Raw genomic sequence first — 21,762 nt, forward strand, 5'->3', positions numbered from 1 at the left:
CGCCGACAAAACCCCGGCTTAACGACCGGCGGTTATCCGTTCGACGATCTGCCGACGCACCGCAAGACCCGGCGCCGCACGCTCGCGGGCGATGCTCAGCACGTTCGCTGGCGCGGTGTCCGGGCGACCGGCGTTGAATGGCGGTGCCGGCGCGTATTCCAGTTGCAGTTGAATGGTCTGCGAGGTGTCGGCGTCGAACAGCTCGCCGATCAGCGTCAGTGCAAAGTCGATCCCCGCCGTTACCCCGCCACCGGTCATCAGGTTGCCGTCTCGCACCACGCGCGCCTGCACCGGAATCGCCCCGAATTTCGCCAGCAGTTCGTGGGAGGCCCAGTGGGTGGTGGCCTTCTTGCCTTTCAGCAATCCGGCGGCGCCGAGCACCAGCGCCCCGGTGCAGACCGACGTCACGTACTGCGCGTTTTCGGCCTGTTTGCGGATGAAGGCCAAGGTCTCGGCGTCTTCCAGCAAGGCGTCGATGCCGACACCGCCAGGCACGCAGATCACGTCCAGGTCCGGGCAATCGGCGAACGTGGTGGTCGGCACCAGGGCCAGGCCGGTGCTGGCCTGCAGTGGATCGAGATGTTTCCACACGAGATGCACGGTGACGCCAGGCAGGCTGGCGAAGATATCGTAGGGACCGGTCAAGTCCAGTTGCTGGACTTTGGGAAACACCAGCAGGCCGATATGCAACGTCATGGGTTTGCTCCTTTTGCGGGTCTGGTTTTGTGAGACTGGTTTTGTAGGACTGGCTCAGTAGACGCCTTCACTTTAGCCAGATAGGCTTTGGCGGATACGCCATTACACCCACGATTTCCGCCAAACCGTTTTCTGGAGTGCGTTCATGTCCGACCGGGCCCGCGCGGTACACATTCTGGCCTTTCCCAACGTGCAGTTGCTCGATGTCAGCGGGCCGCTGCAAGTGTTCGCTTCGGCCAATGTGCAGGCGCGGGAAGCCGGAATGCCCGAGCCGTATCAGCCAAAAGTCGTGGCCCGGGAGCCTGGCAGCGTGGTGTCGTCGGCGGGTCTGGGGTTGCTGACGCATCCGCTGCCCGATACGCCAGTCGATACGCTGATCGTCGCGGGAGGCTGGGGCGTGCATACCGCGCTTCAAGACCCGCAGTTACTACGGTGGGTGCGCGATCAGGCCGGGCGTGCGCGGCGGGTGGCGTCGGTGTGTACCGGTGCGTTCATGCTGGCTGAAGCGGGCCTGCTCGATGGGCATCGGGTGGTGACCCATTGGGACAGCTGCGCCGAACTGGCCCGGCGCTACCCCGCCCTGCAGGTCGACCCCGAGCCGATTTTCATCCATGAGGAAGCGTTGTGGACCTCTGCGGGTGTGACCGCCGGGATCGACCTGGCCCTGGCATTGGTGGAAGCCGATCTGGGCCGGCCGCTGGCGCTGGCGGTGGCGCGGGATCTGGTGGTGTTTCTCAAGCGTCCCGGCGGGCAGTCGCAGTTCAGCACGGCGTTGTCGTTGCAGCACAGTATTCGCAGTCAGGACAGCCGTTTCGGTGATCTGCATGGGTGGATTCTGGACAATCTGGCCGGTGATCTGTCGGTAGCGACGCTTGCTGCTCAGGTGGGGATGAGTGAGCGTAGTTTCGTGCGTCATTACCGTGCTCACACGGGTAATACGCCGGCGCGGGCGATCGAGCAGATTCGGGTGGAGGCGGCGCGACGGTTGTTGGGGGACAGCAGTCTGCCGATCAAGCGGATTGCCGATCGCTGTGGGTTTGGCAGTGAGGAGACGTTGCGGCGGAGTTTTCTGCGGGCGGTGTCGGTGACGCCGCAGGCGTATCGGGAGCGGTTCAGCGTCCGCTGAATGCGCATCTCTGAACGAGCGTGGCTCCCTGTGCTTGCCCTGCGACCGGCTGTAGGAGCTGGCTTGCCCTGCGACCGGCGACGCAGTCGTCGTAAAACCTGTGCCCTCGATTTCTCTGACACTCCGCTGAGTCTGCTAACGCAGCCTGTTCCGCCTCACGGCGAGTTACGCGAACCTGTAGGAGCGTGGCTTGCCCGCGATCGGCGACGCAGTCGTCGTAAAACCTGCGTACGCGGTGTGTCATTTGGATTGCTGATCTGCTAACGCAGCCCTGTTTCGCCTGGCGGCGAGTTACTTGGAAAAGCCCCAAGTAACCAAGGGCTTCTTACCCCGCCATACGGCACCTCGCCTTGGCTCGGTGTTCCCTCACTCCGGCAATGCTCCGTGGGCCCGCCGCGAATGGGCCATCCATGGCCCAACGCGGCTCTCGCGGCATCCATGCCGCTCGGCCCACTCCACATCACCTGCGTTCGGCCTTCTGGAACGGGGCCCCAGATCAAAATCCAAAGCCAGATCAAAAGCCGGCGAAACACACACTCCCTGTGGGAGCGGGCTTGGTCTGGGCCGCATTCGGACGAAGGCGTCCTCAAGATCGCTACCGCCGGCAGGCCGGACTGCTACGGGGCGATCGGTGCGTGCCATCCGCTTTTGATTCTGGCCGAAGGCCGTGGGAGGGAGCTCTGCTCGCGATAGCGTCAGCCCGGTCAATGCCGCGTCGATTGACTCTCCGACATCGCGAGCAGAGCTCCTTCCCACAGGGTTCAGCATTGCCCGATCGAGGCGTGTCCACCGCAAGTCGGCTTCTACAACCCATCAACGAAAATAATTTTCATACATTGATATTTTTATCTGATTTTGTGTAAATTAATTTACATCACGAAATCAGAGATAAAAATAATGCCTGCCTGTGATCGTCGCGTTTTGCGCCCCCGTTCCGTCTCTGGAGCCTTTTGCAACAGCCACTGCCGAGTCTTCTTTCACCGCTTGTCTGCGCCCGGTCTGAGCACCGTCGCTGTCCAGCCCTGACGTTCACACTCTGCAAGGAATCTGTTGCATGCCTCCGTCCACCGGTCTTTCTCTGTTGGTTTATGCCGCCATCGCGATCATTGCCTTGATCGTGCTGATCGCGCGTTTTCGTCTCAATCCGTTTGTGGTCATCACGCTGGTGTCGGTCGGCCTGGCGCTGGTGGCCGGGATGCCGGCCAATGCCGTGGTCGCGTCTTTTGAGGGCGGCGTCGGCAAGACGCTGGGTCATATCGCGCTGGTGGTGGCGCTGGGCACCATGCTCGGCAAGATGATGGCCGAGTCCGGCGGCGCCGAGCAGGTGGCGCGCACGTTGATCGACCGGTTCGGCGAGCGCAATGCGCACTGGGCCATGGTCTGCATCGCCTTTCTGGTCGGCCTGCCGCTGTTTTTCGAAGTCGGCTTCGTGCTGTTGGTGCCGATTGCCTTTACCGTGGCACGTCGCGTCGGGGTGTCGATTCTGATGGTCGGTCTGCCGATGGTCGCCGGTCTGTCGGTGGTGCATGCGCTGGTGCCGCCGCACCCGGCAGCGATGCTGGCGGTGCAGGCGTATCAGGCGTCCGTCGGCCAGACGTTGTTCTACGCGATTCTGGTGGGCATTCCGACCGCGATCATCGCCGGCCCCGTGTACGCGAAGTTCATCGCGCCGCGCATTCAGTTGCCGGAAGAAAACCCGCTGGCCCGGCAATTTCTCGACCGTGAACCGCGCCAGCAATTGCCGGGGTTTGCCATCACCATGGCGACCATTCTGCTGCCGGTCTTGCTGATGCTGCTGGGTGGCTGGGCCAACCTGATTGCCGCGCCGGGCAGTGCGCTGAACGGTTTTCTGGCGTTCGTCGGCAACTCGGTGATCGCCCTGCTGCTGGCGACCTTGCTAAGCTTCTGGACCCTGGGCATCGCGCAGGGCTTCAATCGCGATTCGATCCTCAAATTCACCCAGGAATGCCTGGCACCCACCGCCAGCATCACCCTGCTGGTCGGCGCCGGTGGCGGTCTGAACCGGATTCTGGTGGACAGCGGCGTGACCAACGAAATCGTTGGCCTGGCGCAGGACTTCCACCTGTCGCCGTTGCTGATGGGCTGGCTGTTCGCCGCGCTGATGCGGGTCGCCACCGGCTCGGCGACCGTGGCCATGACCACCGCGTCCGGCATCGTCGCGCCGGTGGCGATGGGCCTGGGTTATCCGCACCCGGAATTGCTGGTGCTCGCCACCGGCGCCGGTTCGGTGATCTTTTCCCACGTCAACGACGGCGGGTTCTGGCTTATCAAGGAGTACTTCAACATGACCGTGGCGCAAACCTTCAAGACCTGGACGGTGCTGGAAACCCTGATTTCCGTCATCGCCTTCGCCCTCACCGCCGGTCTGGCGCAGGTGCTCTGAGTGGACATCCTCTACCAGATCCGCGCCCGCCAGGACTCGTTCAGCGCCGGCGAAGGCCGCATTGCCCGGCTGATTCTCAGTGACGTGGCGTTCTGCGCCAGCGCCAGCCTCGACGAACTGGCCGCCCGCGCCGAAGTCAGCAGCGCCACGCTATCGCGCTTCGCCCGCACCGTAGGCTGCAAGGATCTGCGCGACTTGCGCCTGCAGCTGGCCCAGGCCGGCGGCGTTGGCAGCCGTTTTCTCAAACCGGAACAGGCGCCGGAGCAGTCGGCCTTCTTCAGCCGCATCGTCGGCGATATCGAAGCCACCCTGCATCAGCAACTGGCCGGTTTCGACGAAGCGCGCTTTCAGGCCGCCGTGGCCCTGCTGACCCCGGCGCGGATGATTCATGCGTTCGGCATGGGCGGCGCGTCCAGCCTGTGCAGCGAAGAGCTGCAGACCCGCCTGGTGCGCCTCGGCTACCCCATCGCCGCCAGCCGCGACCCGGTGATGATGCGCGTGACCGCCGCCACCCTCGGCCCGGAGCACAGCCTGATCGTCTGCTCCTTGAGCGGACGCACGCCGGAATTGCTGGACGCGGTGAAGCTGGCGCGCAGCTACGGCGCCAAAGTGCTGGCGATCACCTTGCCCGGCTCGCCGCTGGCGGAGCTTGCCGACGTGCTGCTGCCGTTGCAGATCGCCGAAACCAATTTCATCTACAAACCGACGGCGGCGCGCTACGGCATGCTGCTGACCATCGATGTGCTGGCCACCGAACTGGCCCTGACCGCGCCTGACGAGAACCAGGAGCGGCTGCGGCGGATCAAACTGGCCCTCGACGATTACCGCGGCGGCGACGACGGCCTGCCGCTTGGAGACTGAACCATGCTTTACGACCTGATCATTCGCGACGCGCTGGTGATCGATGGCAGCAACGCGCCCGGCCAGCGCGCCGACGTGGCGATTCGCGACGGGCGCATCCAGCGCATCGGCGACCTGCACGATGTCTCCGCGAGCGAAGAAATCAACGCCGCTGGCCGCGTGCTGGCGCCGGGGTTCATCGACGTACACACCCACGACGACACCGTGGTGATCCGCCACCCCGACATGCTGCCGAAAATCACTCAGGGCGTGACCACCGTGATCGTCGGCAACTGCGGCATCAGCGCCTCGCCGGTGACGCTGGCGGGCGATCCGCCAGACCCGATGAATTTGCTCGGCCCGGCCAAAGCCTTCACCTATCCGCGTTTTCGCGATTACCGCAACGCCGTGGACAAGGCCCGGCCCGCGGTCAACGTCGCCGCGCTGATCGGCCACACGGCGCTGCGCAGCAACCATCTCGACGACCTGTTTCGCACTGCCCGCGCCGATGAGATCAGCGCCATGCGCGAGCAACTGCGCGAGAGCCTGGAAGACGGCGCCCTCGGCCTGTCCACCGGGCTGGCCTATGCCACCGCTTATGCGGCGGAAACCGATGAGGTCAAGCAACTGGCCGAGGAGCTGACGGCGTTCGGCGCGGTGTACACCACTCACCTTCGCAGTGAGTTCGAGCCGGTGCTGGAGGCCATGGACGAGGCGTTCGACATCGGCCGCCATGCGCGCTCACCGGTGGTGATTTCCCATATGAAATGCGCCGGGGCCGGCAACTGGGGCCGTAGCCCGCAACTGCTGGCGTCGCTGGAAAAAGCCGCACAGAACCATCCGGTGGGCTGCGATTGCTACCCGTATGCGGCCAGTTCGTCGACGCTGGATCTGAAGCAGGTCACCGATGCGTTTCGCATCACCATCACTTGGTCGACGCCGCACCCGGATCAGGGCGGCCGCGAGCTGAAAGACATCGCAGCCGACTGGGGCCTGTCGCTGCTGGACGCCGCGCGTAGGTTGCAACCGGCTGGCGCGGTGTACTACGGCATGGACGAGAACGACGTACAGAACATCATGAAACACCCACTGTCGATGATCGGCTCGGACGGTCTGCCGGAAGACCCGTTCCCGCATCCGCGCCTGTGGGGTGCGTTTCCGCGGGTGCTGGGCCACTTCAGCCGCGACCTCGGTCTGTTCCCGCTGCACACCGCCATCCACAAGATGACCGGCCTCACAGCCAGCCGTTTCGGCCTGCATGAGCGGGGTTTCATCCGTGAGGGCTATTGGGCGGACCTGGTGCTGATCAACGCTGACACCGTGCGCGATGTGGCCGATTTCAAGGAACCGAAACGCGCCGCCGAAGGCATCGACGGGGTCTGGGTCAACGGGCATTTGAGCTATGCCGAAGGCAAGACACAGGGTGAGCGGCAGGGGCGGTTTCTGCCGCGGAGCGGATCGTTGGTGGATGGATTCGCCTGAGACATGACCCGCGCCTGGGGCCTTGCCCAACCCGCATTTGTAGGAGTGAGCTTGCTCGCGATGCGTTCGTCCCGGCACATTGTCGCCGACTGATACAACGCTATCGCGAGCAAGCTCACTCCTACGAGGTCGCGCACGGTCGGCTTTTGATTCTGGCCGCAGGCCGTGGGAGCCGGCTTGCTGGCGAAAGCGTGATATCAGCCCGTTTGATATTGAATGACACACCGCGATTCGCCAGCAAGCCGGCTCCTACGGGATTTGAGAACCGCCGTTCCCCTACCCGACAGACATCAGTCGACAATCACCCCACGGCACTCGCCAAAACCGATGCTGACCTCACCGTCCTTGCGACAACGCGCCTTGAGGATCACTTCGTCCCCCGCTTCTAGAAACTTGCGCGTCTCGCCACCCGGCAGTTCCACCGCATGTTTCCCGCCTTCGGTCATTTCCAGCAGGCTGCCGAACTGACCCGCCTGCGGGCCGGACAAGGTGCCAGTGCCGAACAGGTCACCCGCCTGCAACATGCAGCCGTTGACGCTGTGGTGGGCGACCATCTGCGCCACGGTCCAGTACATGTTCAGGGTGTTGCTCAGCGCCAGTCGCTGCGGCGCAAGGCCCTGCTCTTTCATCTTCGCGGTGAGCAGCAGCACCTCCAGTTCGATGTCCAGCGCCCCGCTCTGCTGATCCCGTTCGTCGAACAGGTACGCCAGCGGCTGCGGGTCACCGGCCGGGCGTGACGGTTGCGCGGTACGGAACGGCGCCAGCGCTTCGGCGGTCACCACCCACGGCGAAATGCTGGTGGCGAAGCTCTTCGACAGAAACGGCCCCAACGGCTGGTATTCCCACGCTTGCAGGTCCCGCGCCGACCAGTCGTTGAGCAGGCAGAAACCGGCGATGTGCTCGCCCGCCTCGCCAATGGCAATTGCCTCACCGGCGGCATTGCCCTGGCCCATCCACACACCGACTTCCAGCTCGTAATCCAGCCGCTTGCTCGGCCCGAACGTCGGCACCTCCGCGCCCGGCGCCAGGGTCTGGCCATTGGGGCGACGGACCGGCGTGCCCGACACACACAGGGTCGAAGCACGACCGTGATAGGCGATCGGCACGTATTTGTAGTTGGGCAGCAACGGGTTGTCCGGGCGGAACAGTTTGCCGACGTTGGTGGCGTGATGAATGCCGACATAGAAATCGGTGTAGTCGCCGACCTGCGCCGGCAGGTGCATCTGGCATTTGCCCATCGGCAGCAGCAGGCGTTCGCCCATGCTTTGCAGGCGCTCACGTTGCGGACTGTTTTCGTCCAGCAGATGCAGCAGCTCGCGGCGCAATGCCTGACGCGGTTCGCTACCGAGAGCGAAGAAATCGTTGAGCGCGCCACGGCTGGCGGCCTGGGCGGCGACTTTCGCCGAACCGCTGAACAGTTCGGCTTCCAGCGCGGCCTGCAGATCGAAGATGAAATCGCCGATAGCCACGCCGCCGCGTCGCGCGGAACCTGAATGGCTGAACACGCCGAACGGCAGGTTTTGCAGAGGAAAATCCGCGTGGTCGTTGGCAGAAGTCACCCAACTGCGCGGGTGTCGGGAAGTGCTCATCGTTGGCTGTCCGTATCGAAAGGTTTGAAGGTGCGGGCGATGCCATTCCAGCAGGCATCGTAGTCGTTCTGCAGTTGCGCGCATTCCAGCGCGCGGCGGCTGGGGCGCAGGACCTTGCCGGTCTCGAACATGAAGGCCATGGTCTGTTCGATCTTGTGCGGTTTCAGTTCGGCAGCCATGGCCTTTTCAGCGGTGGCGTTGTCCGGCCCGTGGGCGCTCATGCAGTTGTGCAGCGACACGCCGCCCGGCATGAAGCCCTCGGCCTTGGCGTCGTAGGCGCCGTCGATCAGGCCCATGAATTCATTCATCAGGTTGCGGTGGAACCACGGCGGGCGGAAGGTGTTTTCCGCCACCATCCAGCGCGGCGGGAAGATCACGAAGTCGATGTTGGCCTGACCGTGAATCGCGCTCGGCGAGGTCAGCACGGTGAAGATCGACGGGTCCGGGTGGTCGTAGCTGACCGTGCCGAGGGTGTTGAAGCGGCGCAGGTCGTATTTGTACGGCACGTTGTTGCCATGCCAGGCGACCACGTCGAACGGCGTGTGGGCCAGTTGCGTCGCCCACAGTTCGCCAAGGAATTTCTGCACCAGCACGGTCGGCTGTTCACGGTTGTCGAAACTCGCCACCGGCACCTGAAAATCCCGAGGGTTGGCCAGACCGTTGCTGCCGATCGGCCCGAGATCCGGCAGCCGTAACGCGCAGCCATGGTTTTCGCAGAGGTAGCCGCGCGCCGTGGCGTCGAGCAACTGCACGCTGAATTTCAGGCCGCGCGGCAGCACGGCGATTTCCTGCGGCTCGATGTCCAGCACGCCAAGTTCGGTGACGATGCGCAGCCGACCCTGTTGCGGCACCACCAGCCATTCGCCGTCGGCGCTGAAAAACGCCCGGGTCATGGACTGGTTGGCGGCGTAGACGTAGAGGCTGACGCCCTCGACCTGCTCCGCTGCTGCGGTGCTGGCCATGGGGATCAGGCCGTCGATGAAATCGGTCGGTTCGGTCGGCAGATCGAACGCGTTCCAGCGCAGGCGATTGGGCGTCACCGGGCCCTGCTCCTGGCCGCTGAGCTGTCGTGGCAGACGTTCGAAACGCGGGTGTGCCGCCGACGGCTGAATGCGGTACAGCCAGGTGCGCCGGGCTTCGCCGCGAGGAACGGTAAAGGCTGTGCCGGAGAACTGTTCGGCGTACAGCCCAAGCGGGTGGCGTTGCGGCGAGTTCTGCCCGGACGGCAGACCGCCCGGCACGGCTTCGCTGCTGAACTGATTGCCGAAGCCGGTCTGATAGCGCAGGGCTTCGCAAGCGGGTGCTGTAAACATCTCGACCTCTTGTTGTTATGGCGTCGATAGGCTGCTGGACGGTACGGACTGCTACGAGTATTGTTTTTTCGTAATCAACTTACGCATAACGTAATTTGAGTTCGACACCCGGTCAAGCTATAAAGCAGCCTTTCCAGACCGGCGTACGCCCTGCCCATGACCGAATCCAGCGCAACTCCCCCCGCTCCCCGCCAACAGAAAGTGCAGTCGGCCGAAGTCGGTGTCGGCATTCTCAAGGCGCTCGCCGAACTGGCGCCGGCCACGTCGCTGTCGAAGCTGGCCGAGTACGTCGAGATGCCGGCGAGCAAGGTGCACCGCTATCTGCAAGCGCTGGTCGACAGCGGTTTCGCCGAGCAGGACCCGGCCTCCAGCCATTACCGTCTGGGGCGCTCGGCCTTGCAGGTCGGTCTGGCCGCATTGAGCCAGCTGGACGTGCTGAAAATCGCTGCGCCTGAGCTGATCGCCCTGCGCGACGAGATCAACGAAACCTGTTTTCTGGCGGTGTGGGGCAACAAGGGGCCGACCGTGGTCTATGTCGAGCAATCCCTGGGCGCCGTCACCCTGGTCACGCAGATCGGCTCGGTGCTGCCGTTGCTGAGTTCCTCCACGGGCCTGGTGTTCGACACTTTCCTCTCCGTCCGCGAAACCGCTGCGTTGCGCGATGCCGAATCGGCCTCGCTGAACTCGGTGCAGCGCAAGGAAGTCGAGCGGCATATCAAGGAAATCCGCAGCACCGGCGTGCATCAGATCCACGGCATGCTGATGACCGGGGTCAACGCCGTGTCGTCGCCGGTGTTCGCCATGGGCAACAAGTTGGTGGGTGTGGTGACGGTGGTGGGGTCGGCGTCAATGCTGACCGAAGAACGCCTGGCCGTCGCCGCACAGAAACTGCGGCACACGGCGCAAGGCATCAGCGCGCGGATGGGTGGGGAGATGCCGCAGGGCTGATGCCGATTACGACACCCTGTAGGAGTGAGCTTGCTCGCGATGGCGGTTGATCAGTCACCAAATGTGGCGACTGACATTCCGCATCGCGAGCAAGCTCACTCCTACAGATTATTATGGGGTCAGCCATCTCTATGGTGGCTGACCTGACGCATTCGCCAGCAAGCCGGCTCCCACAGGATCGGCGCAAGACCAGAGCCCAGCGTATGACCTCAATCGACGGTCAACACCCCACGCCGCAACTGGTCGCGCTCGATGGATTCAAACAGCGCCTTGAAGTTGCCCTCGCCGAATCCGTCATCCCCCTTGCGCTGGATGAACTCGAAGAACACCGGCCCCATCAGGGTTTCCGAGAAGATCTGCAACAGCAGGCGCTGGTTGCCGCCCTCGGTCGAGCCGTCCAGCAGAATGCCGCGGGCCTGCAGTTCGTGCTCCGGCTCGCCATGGCCCGGAATGCGCCCTTCGAGCATTTCGTAGTAAGTACCCGGCGGCGGCGTCATGAAGCGCATGCCGAGGGCTTTGAGGCGGTCCCAGGTCTTGATCAGATCGTCGGTGAAGAACGCCACGTGCTGGATGCCCTCACCGTTGAACTGCATGAGGAACTCTTCGATCTGCCCGGCGCCCTTGGACGACTCTTCGTTGAGCGGGATGCGGATCATGCCGTCCGGCGCGGTCATGGCCTTGGAGGTCAGGCCGGTGTATTCGCCCTTGATGTCGAAGTAGCGAATTTCGCGAAAATTGAACAACTTCTCGTAGAAATGCGCCCAGTAGGCCATGCGCCCGCGGTAGACGTTGTGGGTCAGGTGGTCGATGAATTTCAGCCCTGCGCCTTCCGGATGGCGGTCGACGCCGTCGATGAACACGAAGTCGATGTCATAGATCGAGGTGCCCTCACCGAAACGGTCGATCAGGTACAGCGGCGCACCGCCAATGCCTTTGATCGCCGGCAGACGCAGCTCCATCGGTCCGGTGGCGATGTCGATCGGCTGCGCGCCCAGCTCCAGCGCGCGTTTGTAGGCCAGTTGCGAATCCTTGACCCGGAACGCCATGCCGCACACGGAAGGACCATGCTCGGCCGCAAAGTAGGACGCTTCGCTGTGGGGTTCGTTGTTGAGGATGATGTTGATCGCGCCCTGGCGGTACAGCGACACGTTCTTGGAACGGTGATTGGCCACCTTGGTGAAGCCCATCATCTGGAACACCGGCTCCAGGGTGTTGGGGGTCGGCGAGGCGAATTCGATGAACTCGAAGCCCATCAGGCCCATGGGGTTTTCATAGAGATCGGTCACGGTCTTGCTCCTGCTGAAAAGTGAAATGCACAGCGGCGAAAATCACGGTCCAGCGGGTGGCGCACAGGAAATCCCTCGCACGCTGCGGGCGAGGAAGTCGCCAAAGATCAACTGCAGAGCAAAACTTTTCATGTAGGAAAGACTACTCCGGCTTATCGGATTGCGCATCCGGGTGCGCCGCCTTGAAGGCCGGGTGATGCAATGCCAGGGCTTCGACCCGGCCAATGCGTGGGAATGCCGTCAGATCGACATTGAACCGACGCGCCGCATACAGCTGCGGCAGCAGGTAGACATCGGCCAGCCCGACCTCGCCAAAGCAGTGGCCTTCGTCACCGATCAGGCTTTCCACGGCAGCGAAACCTTCAGCGATCCAGTGACCGATCCAGGCGTTCACGTCCGCTTCGTCATGACCCAGACCGCGCAGGCGGTTGAGCACGGCGACGTTGTGCAACGGATGGATGTCGCAGCCGATCAATGCCGCCACTTGCCGGTGACGGGCGCGCGCCAGCAGGTCCTCGGGCAACAGTGCCGCCTGCGGGAAACGTTCTTCGAGGTATTCGATGATGGCCATGGACTGGATGATCACCTCACCGTCGTCCAGGCGCAGCGCCGGCACCCGGCCCTGAGGGTTGATCGCACGGTATTCGGGCTTGCGGTGCTCGCCACCGTCACGGATCAGGTTGACCGGGATGGCATTGGCCTCAAGGCCTTTCAAGGCCAGGGCGATGCGCACGCGGTAGCTGGACGTTGAGCGGTAGTAGGTAAATAGATCCACGGGAAAGACCTGCGCTTTTTGTTATTCGTAAATAGTTTACGCAATACGTAATAAACTGCGTCATTCCCCGATGACTGTCAAGGTCGGTCAGGCGTTCGCCGCATGGGCCCATCGCGAATGAATTCGCTCCCACGGGTGGGGAACACGCTGTAGCAGCATGGCTTGCCAGCGGCAGCGGTCTCACGGACGTCAATCTCGAATGAGTTCGCTCCCGCAAGTCCGTGATACAGGCGCCAACGTCATGGTGGGAGCGGATTCATCCGCGATACGGTCAGGCCCAGCCTTCAAGCCGCAGCGTCGCCCGCACCAGCCGCTGCTCTTCGTTTTCGATTTCGCGCAGGTTGTCGCAGATGTTCTGGATGTGCGCCACCGCCGCCTTGCGGGCCTGCTCCGGCAGGCGCCCGGTGACGGCGTTGTACAACCGGGCGTGGTGGCGGTCGATCTGACGCTTCTGCGCTTCGCGGTGGTAGAGGTTGTTGACCGAAGCAAACACGGTGTTGAGCAGCAGGTCAGTCAGCGAGCGCAGGGTCTGCACCAGCACCGGGTTGTGCGAGGCTTCGCAGATGGCCAGATGAAAAGCGTGGTCCAGCCGCGCGTGTTCGGAGGCGGCGAGCTCATCGTCGTGGGCGGCGATCAGGGCCTCATAGGCGCGGGTGATCAGCACGAAATCAGCATCGGTGCCGCGCAATGCCGCCAGCCTTGCGGACTCGCCTTCCAGCAGGCTGCGCACTTCGAACAGGTCGTACAGCGTGCGCGGTTGCGAGCCGAACAGGTGCATCAGCGGCGACGTCGCGGTCAGCCCGCCCATCTGCGCGACGAACGAGCCCTTGCCTTGGCGGGTTTCGATGATGCCCCGGGCGCGCAGCAACTTCAGGCCCTCGCGCAACGCGGTGCGCGACACCCCGAGTTTTTCCGTCAGACGTCGCTCCGACGGCAGCAATTGCCCGACCTTGAGCACGCCGTCGACGATCAGCCGCTCGATACGCTCGCTGACAACGTCGGCGACTTGCGGATTACGCTGCCCGGTAACGCCTTCCATCACGCCATCTCCCTCTGTTTACTTAAAAAGCGATCCTGTAGGAGCCGGCTTGCTGGCGAACAGCGGCAGGATAGATACGACGATGTGACTGACACGACGCCTTCGCCAGCAAGCCGGCTCCTACCTGTTCAGCGTCAAACCAACTGGTATGACCAGCGCCAAACAATAAAACCATCGATCCCGACAGGTCTATCAGACTATTGATTAACAAGGTTTTTTTGTAGATTCATTGTGCAAATGCCAAAAAAAACTGGTTCGACCAGTGCTTTCGTCCATGGACAGTAAAACCCGCGCGGCCAATGATGCAAGTCAGCCGTGAAACGTTTGGCGCTGGAACGAGCCTCAAACACGATGCCCTTTATAAAAACAAGACGGGGTGGCAAGCCCATCATGAATATCCTGTACGACGAACGCGTCGACGGCGCGTTGCCGGCCATCGACAAGGTCCAGTTGCTCCAGGCACTGCAGAGCAAGCTGCCGGACCTGGAAATCCTCCACCGCGAGGAAGAACTTCGCCCTTACGAATGCGACGGGCTGTCGGCCTATCGCACCACGCCGATGCTGGTGGCGCTGCCCGAGCACCTGGAACAGGTGCAGACGCTGCTCAAGGTCTGCCATGAGCGCGGCGTACCAGTGGTGGCCCGCGGTGCGGGCACAGGCCTGTCCGGCGGCGCCCTGCCCCTGGAAAAAGGCGTGTTGCTGGTGATGGCGCGCTTCAACAAGATTCTGCACATCGACCCGGCCGGGCGTTTTGCCCGTGTGCAGCCGGGCGTGCGCAATCTGGCGATCTCCCAGGCGGCGGCCCCTTATGACTTGTATTACGCCCCCGATCCGTCATCGCAGATCGCCTGTTCCATCGGCGGCAACGTTGCGGAAAACGCCGGCGGCGTGCATTGCCTGAAATACGGCCTGACCGTGCATAACCTGCTTAAGGTCGACATCCTCACCGTCGAGGGCGAGCGCATGGTGCTTGGCTCCGACGCGCTGGACTCCCCCGGTTTCGACCTGCTGGCGCTGTTCACTGGCTCCGAGGGCATGCTCGGCATCATCACCGAAGTCACCGTCAAGCTGCTGCCCAAACCCCAGGTGGCGCGGGTGCTGCTGGCAGCGTTCGACTCGGTGGAAAAAGCCGGCCGCGCGGTCGGCGACATCATTGCCGAAGGCATCATCCCCGGCGGCCTGGAGATGATGGACAACTTGGCGATTCGCGCCGCCGAGGACTTTATCCACGCCGGTTACCCAGTGGATGCCGAAGCCATTCTGTTGTGCGAACTCGATGGCGTGGAAGCCGACGTTCACGACGACTGCGACCGCGTTCGCGCGGTGCTGGAAAAAGCCGGCGCCACCGAAGTGCGTCAGGCCAAAGACGAAGCCGAGCGCGTGCGTTTCTGGGCCGGGCGCAAGAATGCGTTTCCAGCGGTGGGTCGGCTGTCGCCGGATTACTACTGCATGGACGGCACCATTCCGCGTCGGGAATTGCCCGGTGTGTTGAAAGGCATTTCCGCGCTGTCCGAGGAATACGGCCTGCGTGTCGCCAACGTGTTCCATGCCGGCGACGGCAACATGCACCCGCTGATCCTGTTCGATGCCAACCAGCCCGGCGAGCTGGACCGCGCCGAAGCGCTGGGCGGCAAGATCCTCGAACTGTGCGTGAAAGTCGGCGGCAGCATCACCGGCGAACACGGCGTGGGCCGCGAGAAGATCAATCAGATGTGCGCGCAGTTCAACAGCGACGAGCTGACCCTGTTCCACGGCGTCAAGGCGGCGTTCGACCCCAGCGGCATGCTCAACCCCGGCAAGAACATCCCGACCCTGCATCGCTGCGCCGAATTCGGCTCGATGCACGTGCACATGGGCAAGCTGCCCTTCCCTGAACTGGAGCGTTTCTGATGGGTGCCGAACGTCAACCGCAATTCGCGGCACACGACCACGATGCCGGCGAGGTGTTGCTGGAACAGGTCAAGCAGGCCATTGAGGACCGTTTGCCGCTGCGCATCCAGGGCGCCAACAGCAAGGCGTTTCTCGGTCGCGAGGTGGCCGGCGAAGTGCTCGATACCCGTGCCCATCGCGGCATCGTCAGCTATGACCCGACCGAACTGGTGGTGACCGCACGGGCCGGCACGCCGCTGAGCGAACTGAACGCCGAGCTGGACGCTGCCGGGCAGATGCTGCCCTGCGAGCCGCCGAGCTTCAGTGACGGGGGCATCAACGACGCTACCGTGGGTGGCATGGTTGCCGCCGGGCTGTCGGGGCCGCGCCGTCCCTGGGCCGGTTCGGTGCGCGATTACGTGCTGGGCACACGGGTCATCACCGGCCACGGCAAGCATCTGAAATTCGGCGGCGAAGTGATGAAAAACGTCGCCGGTTACGACCTGTCGCGCCTGCTGGCTGGCAGTTTCGGCTGCCTGGGACTGATCACCGAAGTGTCGCTGAAGGTGCTGCCCAAGCCGCGACTGTGCACCAGCATTGCGCTGGAGATGGACACCGGTCGCGCCCTCGCCCGCCTTGCCGAATGGGGTCAGCAACCGTTGCCAATCAGCGCCGCCAGCCATGACGGGCGCGTGCTGCGCCTGCGTCTTGAAGGTGGCGAAGGCTCGGTGGCTGCGGCCCATGACCGCCTCGGTGGCGAATCCATCGACTCGATCTACTGGCGCGACCTGAACGAGCACCGGCTGGACTTTTTCACCGATGGCCGTCCGCTGTGGCGCCTGTCGCTGCCGACCCACACCGGCGTGCTCGACCTGCCGGGCGAGCAGTTGATCGACTGGGGCGGCGCCCAGCGCTGGCTGAAATCCGATGCCAGCGCCGAGCAGATTCGCGCCGCCGTCAGTGCGGTCGGCGGTCATGCCACTTGTTACAGCCATGGCCTGGCCGACAGCCCGTTCCAGCCGTTGGCGGCGCCGCTGTTGCGCTATCACCGCCAGCTCAAGGCACAACTCGACCCCCACGGCATTTTCAACCCCGGCCGAATGTACGCAGAGATCTGACCCATGCAGACCACCCTGAGCGAACAGGCGAAAAGCCTGCCCCGTGGCGAAGAAGCCGAACGCATTCTGCGCAGCTGCGTGCATTGCGGTTTCTGCAACGCCACCTGCCCGACCTATCAGTTGCTGGGCGATGAGCTGGACGGTCCGCGCGGACGCATCTACCTGATCAAGCAAGTGCTGGAAGGCAAGGAAGTCACCGAGAAAACCCAGTTGCACCTGGACCGCTGCCTGTCCTGCCGCAACTGCGAAACCACCTGTCCCTCAGGAGTCAATTACCACAACCTGCTGGACATCGGCCGCGCCGTGGTCGATGCCGCCGTGCCACGGCCGATGAGCCAGCGCATGCTGCGTGAAAGCCTGCGCGCCGTGGTGCCGAACGCCGGTCTGTTCAAGACCCTGACGCAGATGGGCAATTCGTTTCGTCCGCTGCTGCCCGGCACTCTGAAAGCCAAGCTGCCCGGCACCATTCGTCCGGCCAAGGAAAGACCGACCCGGCAACACGCCCGCCAGGTGCTGATCCTGGAAGGCTGCGTACAGCCGGGCCTGTCGCCCAACACCAATGCCGCGACGGCGCGGGTGCTGGACCGACTCGGCATCAGCATCAAATCCATCGCTCAGGCCGGATGCTGCGGCGCCGTGGATTACCACCTCGACGCCCAGGAGCAGGGCCTGCAACGCGCCCGTCGCAACATCGACGCGTGGTGGCCGAGCGTGCAGGCCGGCGCCGAAGCCATCGTGCAGACCGCCAGCGGCTGCGGTGCCTTCGTCAAGGATTACGGCCACCTGCTGCGCAACGACCCGGCCTATGCTGACAAGGCGGCGAAAATCAGCGCGTTGACCAAGGACCTGGTGGAAGTGCTGCGCGCCGAGCCGCTGGAAAAACTCGGGGCCTGCACCAGTCAGAAACTGGCATTCCATTGCCCCTGCACGTTGCAGCACGCGCAAAAGCTCGGCGGCGCGGTGGAGTCGGTGCTGACCCGGCTGGGCTTCAACCTGACCGCAGTGCCGGACAGCCATCTGTGCTGCGGCTCGGCCGGCACCTATTCGATCACCCAGCCAGTGCTGTCGAAGCAGTTGCGCGACAACAAGATGAACGCCCTAGAAAGCGGCCGGCCGGAAGTCATCGCCACCGCCAACATCGGTTGCCAGACCCACTTGGCCAGCGCTGGCCGCACGCCGGTCAAACACTGGATCGAACTCATCGAGGACGCGCTGCATCCAAGTTGATCGCAGAACGCTGCCTTGACCGCGAATCCCCCTTCCATCAGGAGAACTGCATGAAAACCAAATCCGTACTGAGCCAGACCGAAGTCACCCAGATCCTCGCCGCTGCCCGCGCCGAAGCGCAGAGCAACGGCTGGGCGGTGTCCATCGCCGTCACCGATGACGGCGGTCATCTGCTGGGCTTCGAACGTCTGGACGGTTGCGCACCGATCGGCGCCTACATCGCCATCGAAAAGGCCCGCACCTCGGCGCTGGGCCGTCGCGAGTCCAAGGGTTATGAAGAGATGGTCAATGGCGGCCGCACCGCCTTCGTCACCGCCCCGCAACTGACCTCGCTGGAAGGCGGCGTGCCGCTGGTGGTCGGCGGTGAAGTGATCGGCGCGGTGGGCGTGTCCGGGGTCAAGGCCGATCAGGATGCCCAGGTGGCCAAGGCCGGGGTGGCGGCGGTGAATGTCGGCTGATTAACAACGCATAGCCCTTGTAGGAGTGAGCTTGCTCGCGATGCGTTGTGTCAGACGACTCGATGTTTCTGATGCATTGCAATCGCGAGCAAGCTCACTCCTACATAAGACGTCTGCGTCACACAATATTTCAAGATGGAGAGCCCGAGATGACCGAATTCGTCAACTGCCACAACCTCAAGGTGGCGGCCAACCTGAAGCGCTTTGTCGACGAGGACGTGCTTCCCGGAACCGGGCTGAACCCGGACATCTTCTGGGCCGATTTCGATTCGCTGGTGCATGACCTGGCACCGCTCAACCGCGAGCTGCTGGCCGAACGCGACCGCCTGCAGACGCAACTGGACAAGTGGCACAAAGGCAATCCCGGCCCGGTCACCGACATGCCGGCCTACATCGCCTTTCTCGAATCCATCGGCTATCTGCAGCCGGTGCCTGCCGAGGTGCAGGCCAGCACCAGCAAGGTCGATGTCGAAATCAGCGAACAGGCCGGTCCACAGCTGGTGGTGCCTGCGGCCAACGCCCGTTATGCGCTGAACGCCGCCAACGCCCGCTGGGGCTCGCTGTATGACGCGCTGTACGGCACCGATGCCATCGACAGCAGCAACGGCGCCGAAATCAAGGCCGGCTACAACCCGCTGCGCGGCGCCAAGGTCATCGCCTTCGCCCGCGCCCGGCTCGATGAAGCCGCGCCGCTGACGTCCGGTTCCCATGCCGACGCCAAGGCCTACTCGATCGCCAGCGGTCAACTGCAAGTGACCCTGGCCGACGGCAGCCAGTCAGGCCTGGCGCAACCGGAAAAATACGTCGGCTACCAAGGCGACCTGCAACAACCGACAGCCATTCTGCTGAAAAACCACGGCCTGCACATCGAGATCCAGATCGACCCGAACAGCCCCATCGGCAGCACCGACCCGGCCGGCATCAAGGACCTGCTGCTGGAAGCCGCACTGTCGACCATCATCGACTGCGAAGACTCGGTAGCAGCGGTCGATGCCGACGACAAGCTGGTGATCTACCGCAACTGGCTGGGCCTGATGAAGGGCGACCTCAGCGAGGAACTGGTCAAGGGCGGCAAGACCATCACCCGCCGCCTCAACCCTGACCGCGAGTACACCGGCGCCAACGGCAGCCGCCTGACATTGCACGGCCGCTCGCTGCTGTTCGTGCGCAACGTCGGCCACCTGATGACCAACCCGGCGGTGCGCTACGACGGCGACAAGGAAATCCCCGAAGGCATTCTTGACGGCGTGATGACCAGCCTGATCGCTCTGCACGACCTGCACAATCGCGGCAACTCGCGGGCCGGCAGCGTGTACATCGTCAAACCGAAAATGCACGGCCCGGCGGAAGTGGCGTTCGCCGATCAACTGTTTGGCCGCATCGAAGACGCCCTGAAGATCCCGCGCAACACCCTGAAAATGGGGATCATGGACGAAGAGCGGCGCACCAGCGTCAACCTCAAGGCCTGCATCAACGCTGCGTCGGCCCGGGTCGCGTTCATCAACACCGGTTTCCTTGACCGCACCGGCGATGAAATCCACACGGCGATGGAAGCCGGGCCGATGCTGCGCAAGGGCGACATGAAAGCCACGCCGTGGATCAAGGCCTACGAACGCAGCAACGTGCTGGTCGGCCTGGCCTGCGGCCTGCGTGGTCGCGCACAGATCGGCAAGGGCATGTGGGCGATGCCGGACCAGATGGCGGCGATGCTGGAACAAAAGATCGGCCATCCAAAATCCGGCGCGACCACGGCCTGGGTGCCCTCGCCGACCGCCGCGACGCTGCACGCCCTGCATTACCACAAGGTCGACGTGAAGGCGGTGCAGAAGGAACTGGAGTCGGTGGATCTGGACAGCGTCAGCGAACAGATCCTGCTCGACCTGCTGACCATTCCGGTGGCAGCCGAAGCGAAGTGGGACGACGAGCAGATTCGCGAAGAGGTCGAGAACAACGCCCAGGGCCTGCTCGGCTATGTGGTGCGCTGGGTCGAGCAAGGCGTGGGCTGCTCCAAGGTGCCGGACATCCACAACGTCGGCCTGATGGAAGACCGCGCGACCCTGCGCATTTCCAGTCAGCACATCGCCAACTGGCTGCGCCACGGGGTGATCGACGATCACTACGCGCTGGAAACCCTCAAGCGCATGGCCAAGGTGGTGGACAAGCAGAACGCCGGGGATGCGGCCTACACGCCGATGGCCGGCAATTTCGACAAGTCGGTGGCGTTCAAGGCGGCGTGCGATCTGGTGTTCAAGGGCAGGGAACAGCCGAGCGGCTATACCGAGCCGCTGCTGCATGCGTTCCGGTTGGCGTTCAAGAAGGAAGGCTGATTGTCCGTGGCCGGGTCATCGACGACGGCCTGGCTAACATCGCATCTGTAGGAGCCGGCTTGCTGGCGAATGCGTTGTGTCAGTCAACGGTGATGGCGGCTGACACGCCGCCTTCGCCAGTAAGCCGGCTCCTACAAAAGCGGAAGATGCAGATCAGGTACTTTCCCGCACCACCAGCTCAAAGCCCAGGTCCACCTGCTCCTGCTGCACATTGCCGTCCAGCAGGCCCAGCAACAGTTGCGCGGCGCGTTGGCCGACCTGTTCGCGCGGGGTGCGGATGGAGGTCAGGCGCGGCACCATGTGGGCCGAGCCCGGCAGGTCGTTGAAGCCGATCAGCGACACCTGTTCAGGGATTTTGATGCCGCGACGTAATGCCTCAAGCGTCGCCCCCTGCGCGAGGTCATCGTTGCAGAAAAACACCCCGTCCACGTCCGGGTGCTCTTCCAGCAAACGGGCGAACAACTCCCCGCCCAGACCGATGGACGATGGCAGCGGCGATGCCATTTGCAGCGTTTCGTCGTACAGCCCTTCCTGCTCCAGCGCGCTGCGAAAACCGCTGCCACGCTGAATCACCCGCGGGTCGAGTTGCGCCGACACATAGGCCAGACGCCGACGCCCGCGACTCAACAGATGCCGCGCCGCTTCCGCACCGGCCTGTTGCTGGGAAAACCCCACGCAAGGCTCGGCGCGGTCCGGGTCCAGCTCCATCATGTGTACGCACGGCACGCCGCTGGACACCACCAGTTGGTGCGCCGCTTCACTGCGGTCGAAACCGGTCAGCAGAATGCCCCGGGGCCGGTTGGCCAGATGGCTGCGAATCAGGTTTTCTTCTTCTACCGGCGAGTAGTGGTAGTTGCCGATCACCACTTCCAGGCCGCGCGGACGCAACACGTTCTGGATCGCCTCCAGGGTTTCGATGAACAACTGGTTGGACAGCGACGGCACCAGCACCACCACCGACTGGCTTTGCGAGGAGGCCAGCGCCCGCGCGGCAGGGTTGGCGACATAGCCTAGACTCTGCGCTGCAGCGCGGACTTTCTCCACCAGTTCCGGCGCCACGGTGGCCACGCCACGCAGCGCGCGGGAGGCGGTAATGGGCGAGACAGCAGCGAGTTTCGCGACTTCGTTGAGGGTGGGACGACCGGTGGAGCGGGAACCAATGCGTGTCATGCGTTGCCAACTAAGCAGAAGGAAAAGCCGAGGGGGTTGCGATTGTCCAGAATGGGCTCTAAGGTAGCGCTATCTCACGGAGCCTCGCAACTTTA

General features: G+C 63.5%; 17 protein-coding genes. 10 read left to right on the top strand and 7 right to left on the bottom strand.

What is annotated here, in order from left to right; genetic code table 11:
• Positions 1-18 precede the first annotated feature (18 nt).
• Entirely contained in the window at positions 19-696 is a 678-nt protein-coding gene (locus tag ACIPL0_RS11275; RefSeq protein ID WP_400600056.1) for a DJ-1/PfpI family protein, read from the bottom strand.
• Between the two features lie 145 nt (positions 697-841).
• Here ACIPL0_RS11275 and ACIPL0_RS11280 point away from each other — a divergent pair, with 145 nt between their 5' ends.
• The 4 genes from ACIPL0_RS11280 to ACIPL0_RS11295 all read left to right on the top strand — a co-directional run bounded on the left by ACIPL0_RS11280 (position 842) and on the right by ACIPL0_RS11295 (position 6,548).
• Positions 842-1,822, top strand: a complete 981-nt coding sequence (locus tag ACIPL0_RS11280) for a GlxA family transcriptional regulator (RefSeq protein ID WP_400600058.1) — start codon at positions 842-844, stop codon at positions 1,820-1,822.
• Between the two features lie 1,054 nt (positions 1,823-2,876).
• Positions 2,877-4,226, top strand: coding sequence for a gluconate:H+ symporter (locus ACIPL0_RS11285; RefSeq protein ID WP_400600060.1), 1,350 nt, complete (start codon positions 2,877-2,879; stop codon positions 4,224-4,226).
• Positions 4,227-5,087: a MurR/RpiR family transcriptional regulator gene (locus tag ACIPL0_RS11290; RefSeq protein WP_400600062.1), complete on the top strand. Its 861-nt coding sequence runs from the start codon at positions 4,227-4,229 to the stop codon at positions 5,085-5,087. It abuts the gene before it with no gap.
• Between the two features lie 3 nt (positions 5,088-5,090).
• Entirely contained in the window at positions 5,091-6,548 is a 1,458-nt protein-coding gene (locus tag ACIPL0_RS11295) for an amidohydrolase family protein (RefSeq protein WP_400600064.1), read from the top strand.
• Between the two features lie 290 nt (positions 6,549-6,838).
• Here the strand turns inward: ACIPL0_RS11295 and fahA are convergent, their stop codons facing one another.
• Both fahA and hmgA read right to left on the bottom strand, forming a co-directional pair.
• The gene (gene fahA / locus ACIPL0_RS11300; protein ID WP_400600066.1) at positions 6,839-8,137 is read right to left on the bottom strand and encodes a fumarylacetoacetase; all 1,299 of its coding nucleotides are present in this window, start codon (positions 8,135-8,137) and stop codon (positions 6,839-6,841) included.
• Positions 8,134-9,450 (bottom strand): homogentisate 1,2-dioxygenase, encoded by a 1,317-nt coding sequence (hmgA, locus tag ACIPL0_RS11305; RefSeq protein WP_400600068.1) that lies wholly within the window; start codon positions 9,448-9,450, stop codon positions 8,134-8,136. Before hmgA ends, fahA begins: the two co-directional genes overlap by 4 nt.
• A 156-nt stretch (positions 9,451-9,606) precedes the next feature.
• Between hmgA and ACIPL0_RS11310 the strand changes: the two genes are divergently transcribed.
• Positions 9,607-10,398 carry an IclR family transcriptional regulator gene (locus tag ACIPL0_RS11310; RefSeq protein ID WP_400600070.1) on the top strand — a complete coding sequence of 264 codons (792 nt, stop codon included), beginning with the start codon at positions 9,607-9,609 and terminating at the stop codon, positions 10,396-10,398.
• 209 nt (positions 10,399-10,607) lie between these two features.
• Here ACIPL0_RS11310 and hppD read toward each other — a convergent pair whose 3' ends face one another.
• The 3 genes from hppD to glcC form a co-directional block, all read right to left on the bottom strand.
• Complete coding sequence (gene hppD / locus ACIPL0_RS11315; RefSeq protein ID WP_400600072.1) at positions 10,608-11,684, bottom strand: 4-hydroxyphenylpyruvate dioxygenase; 1,077 nt, start codon at positions 11,682-11,684, stop codon at positions 10,608-10,610.
• Between the two features lie 142 nt (positions 11,685-11,826).
• A complete protein-coding gene (gene maiA / locus ACIPL0_RS11320; protein ID WP_400600074.1) occupies positions 11,827-12,459 on the bottom strand; it encodes a maleylacetoacetate isomerase in 633 nt (210 codons plus the stop codon).
• 271 nt (positions 12,460-12,730) lie between these two features.
• Complete coding sequence (gene glcC / locus ACIPL0_RS11325; protein WP_400600076.1) at positions 12,731-13,498, bottom strand: transcriptional regulator GlcC; 768 nt, start codon at positions 13,496-13,498, stop codon at positions 12,731-12,733.
• Between the two features lie 390 nt (positions 13,499-13,888).
• On the opposite strand from glcC, the gene glcD reads away from it, so the two are divergent.
• The 5 genes from glcD (at position 13,889) to ACIPL0_RS11350 (ending at position 20,497) form a co-directional block, all read left to right on the top strand.
• Positions 13,889-15,388 (top strand): glycolate oxidase subunit GlcD, encoded by a 1,500-nt coding sequence (gene glcD / locus ACIPL0_RS11330; protein WP_400600078.1) that lies wholly within the window; start codon positions 13,889-13,891, stop codon positions 15,386-15,388.
• On the top strand, positions 15,388-16,485 hold the full coding sequence (gene glcE, locus ACIPL0_RS11335) for a glycolate oxidase subunit GlcE (protein ID WP_400600080.1): 1,098 nt from the start codon (positions 15,388-15,390) through the stop codon (positions 16,483-16,485). Before glcD ends, glcE begins: the two co-directional genes overlap by 1 nt.
• Positions 16,486-16,488: 3 nt before the next feature.
• Complete coding sequence (gene glcF / locus ACIPL0_RS11340) at positions 16,489-17,712, top strand: glycolate oxidase subunit GlcF (protein WP_400600082.1); 1,224 nt, start codon at positions 16,489-16,491, stop codon at positions 17,710-17,712.
• Positions 17,713-17,762: 50 nt separating this feature from the next.
• On the top strand, positions 17,763-18,170 hold the full coding sequence (locus tag ACIPL0_RS11345) for a heme-binding protein (protein ID WP_400600084.1): 408 nt from the start codon (positions 17,763-17,765) through the stop codon (positions 18,168-18,170).
• A gap of 149 nt (positions 18,171-18,319) precedes the next feature.
• Positions 18,320-20,497, top strand: coding sequence for a malate synthase G (locus ACIPL0_RS11350; protein WP_400600085.1), 2,178 nt, complete (start codon positions 18,320-18,322; stop codon positions 20,495-20,497).
• A 153-nt stretch (positions 20,498-20,650) separates the two neighbouring features.
• Here the strand turns inward: ACIPL0_RS11350 and ACIPL0_RS11355 are convergent, their stop codons facing one another.
• A complete protein-coding gene (locus tag ACIPL0_RS11355) occupies positions 20,651-21,667 on the bottom strand; it encodes a LacI family DNA-binding transcriptional regulator (RefSeq protein WP_400600086.1) in 1,017 nt (338 codons plus the stop codon).
• Between the last annotated feature and the right edge of the window lie 95 nt (positions 21,668-21,762).

The sequence above is a fragment of the Pseudomonas sp. NPDC090208 genome (assembly GCF_044746785.1).
Classification (GTDB): domain Bacteria; phylum Pseudomonadota; class Gammaproteobacteria; order Pseudomonadales; family Pseudomonadaceae; genus Aquipseudomonas.

What these genes read in the sequence shown, in the direction of transcription:
- ACIPL0_RS11355 (WP_400600086.1), bottom strand. Translation starts at nt 21,667, where the DNA reads ATGACACGCATTGGTTCCCGCTCCACCGGTCGTCCCACCCTCAACGAA.
- ACIPL0_RS11285 (WP_400600060.1), top strand. Translation starts at nt 2,877, where the DNA reads ATGCCTCCGTCCACCGGTCTTTCTCTGTTGGTTTATGCCGCCATCGCG.
- ACIPL0_RS11350 (WP_400600085.1), top strand. Translation starts at nt 18,320, where the DNA reads ATGACCGAATTCGTCAACTGCCACAACCTCAAGGTGGCGGCCAACCTG.
- ACIPL0_RS11295 (WP_400600064.1), top strand. Translation starts at nt 5,091, where the DNA reads ATGCTTTACGACCTGATCATTCGCGACGCGCTGGTGATCGATGGCAGC.
- ACIPL0_RS11280 (WP_400600058.1), top strand. Translation starts at nt 842, where the DNA reads ATGTCCGACCGGGCCCGCGCGGTACACATTCTGGCCTTTCCCAACGTG.
- ACIPL0_RS11310 (WP_400600070.1), top strand. Translation starts at nt 9,607, where the DNA reads ATGACCGAATCCAGCGCAACTCCCCCCGCTCCCCGCCAACAGAAAGTG.
- glcF (WP_400600082.1), top strand. Translation starts at nt 16,489, where the DNA reads ATGCAGACCACCCTGAGCGAACAGGCGAAAAGCCTGCCCCGTGGCGAA.
- glcE (WP_400600080.1), top strand. Translation starts at nt 15,388, where the DNA reads ATGGGTGCCGAACGTCAACCGCAATTCGCGGCACACGACCACGATGCC.
- hmgA (WP_400600068.1), bottom strand. Translation starts at nt 9,450, where the DNA reads ATGTTTACAGCACCCGCTTGCGAAGCCCTGCGCTATCAGACCGGCTTC.
- ACIPL0_RS11345 (WP_400600084.1), top strand. Translation starts at nt 17,763, where the DNA reads ATGAAAACCAAATCCGTACTGAGCCAGACCGAAGTCACCCAGATCCTC.
- ACIPL0_RS11275 (WP_400600056.1), bottom strand. Translation starts at nt 696, where the DNA reads ATGACGTTGCATATCGGCCTGCTGGTGTTTCCCAAAGTCCAGCAACTG.
- glcD (WP_400600078.1), top strand. Translation starts at nt 13,889, where the DNA reads ATGAATATCCTGTACGACGAACGCGTCGACGGCGCGTTGCCGGCCATC.
- glcC (WP_400600076.1), bottom strand. Translation starts at nt 13,498, where the DNA reads ATGGAAGGCGTTACCGGGCAGCGTAATCCGCAAGTCGCCGACGTTGTC.
- fahA (WP_400600066.1), bottom strand. Translation starts at nt 8,137, where the DNA reads ATGAGCACTTCCCGACACCCGCGCAGTTGGGTGACTTCTGCCAACGAC.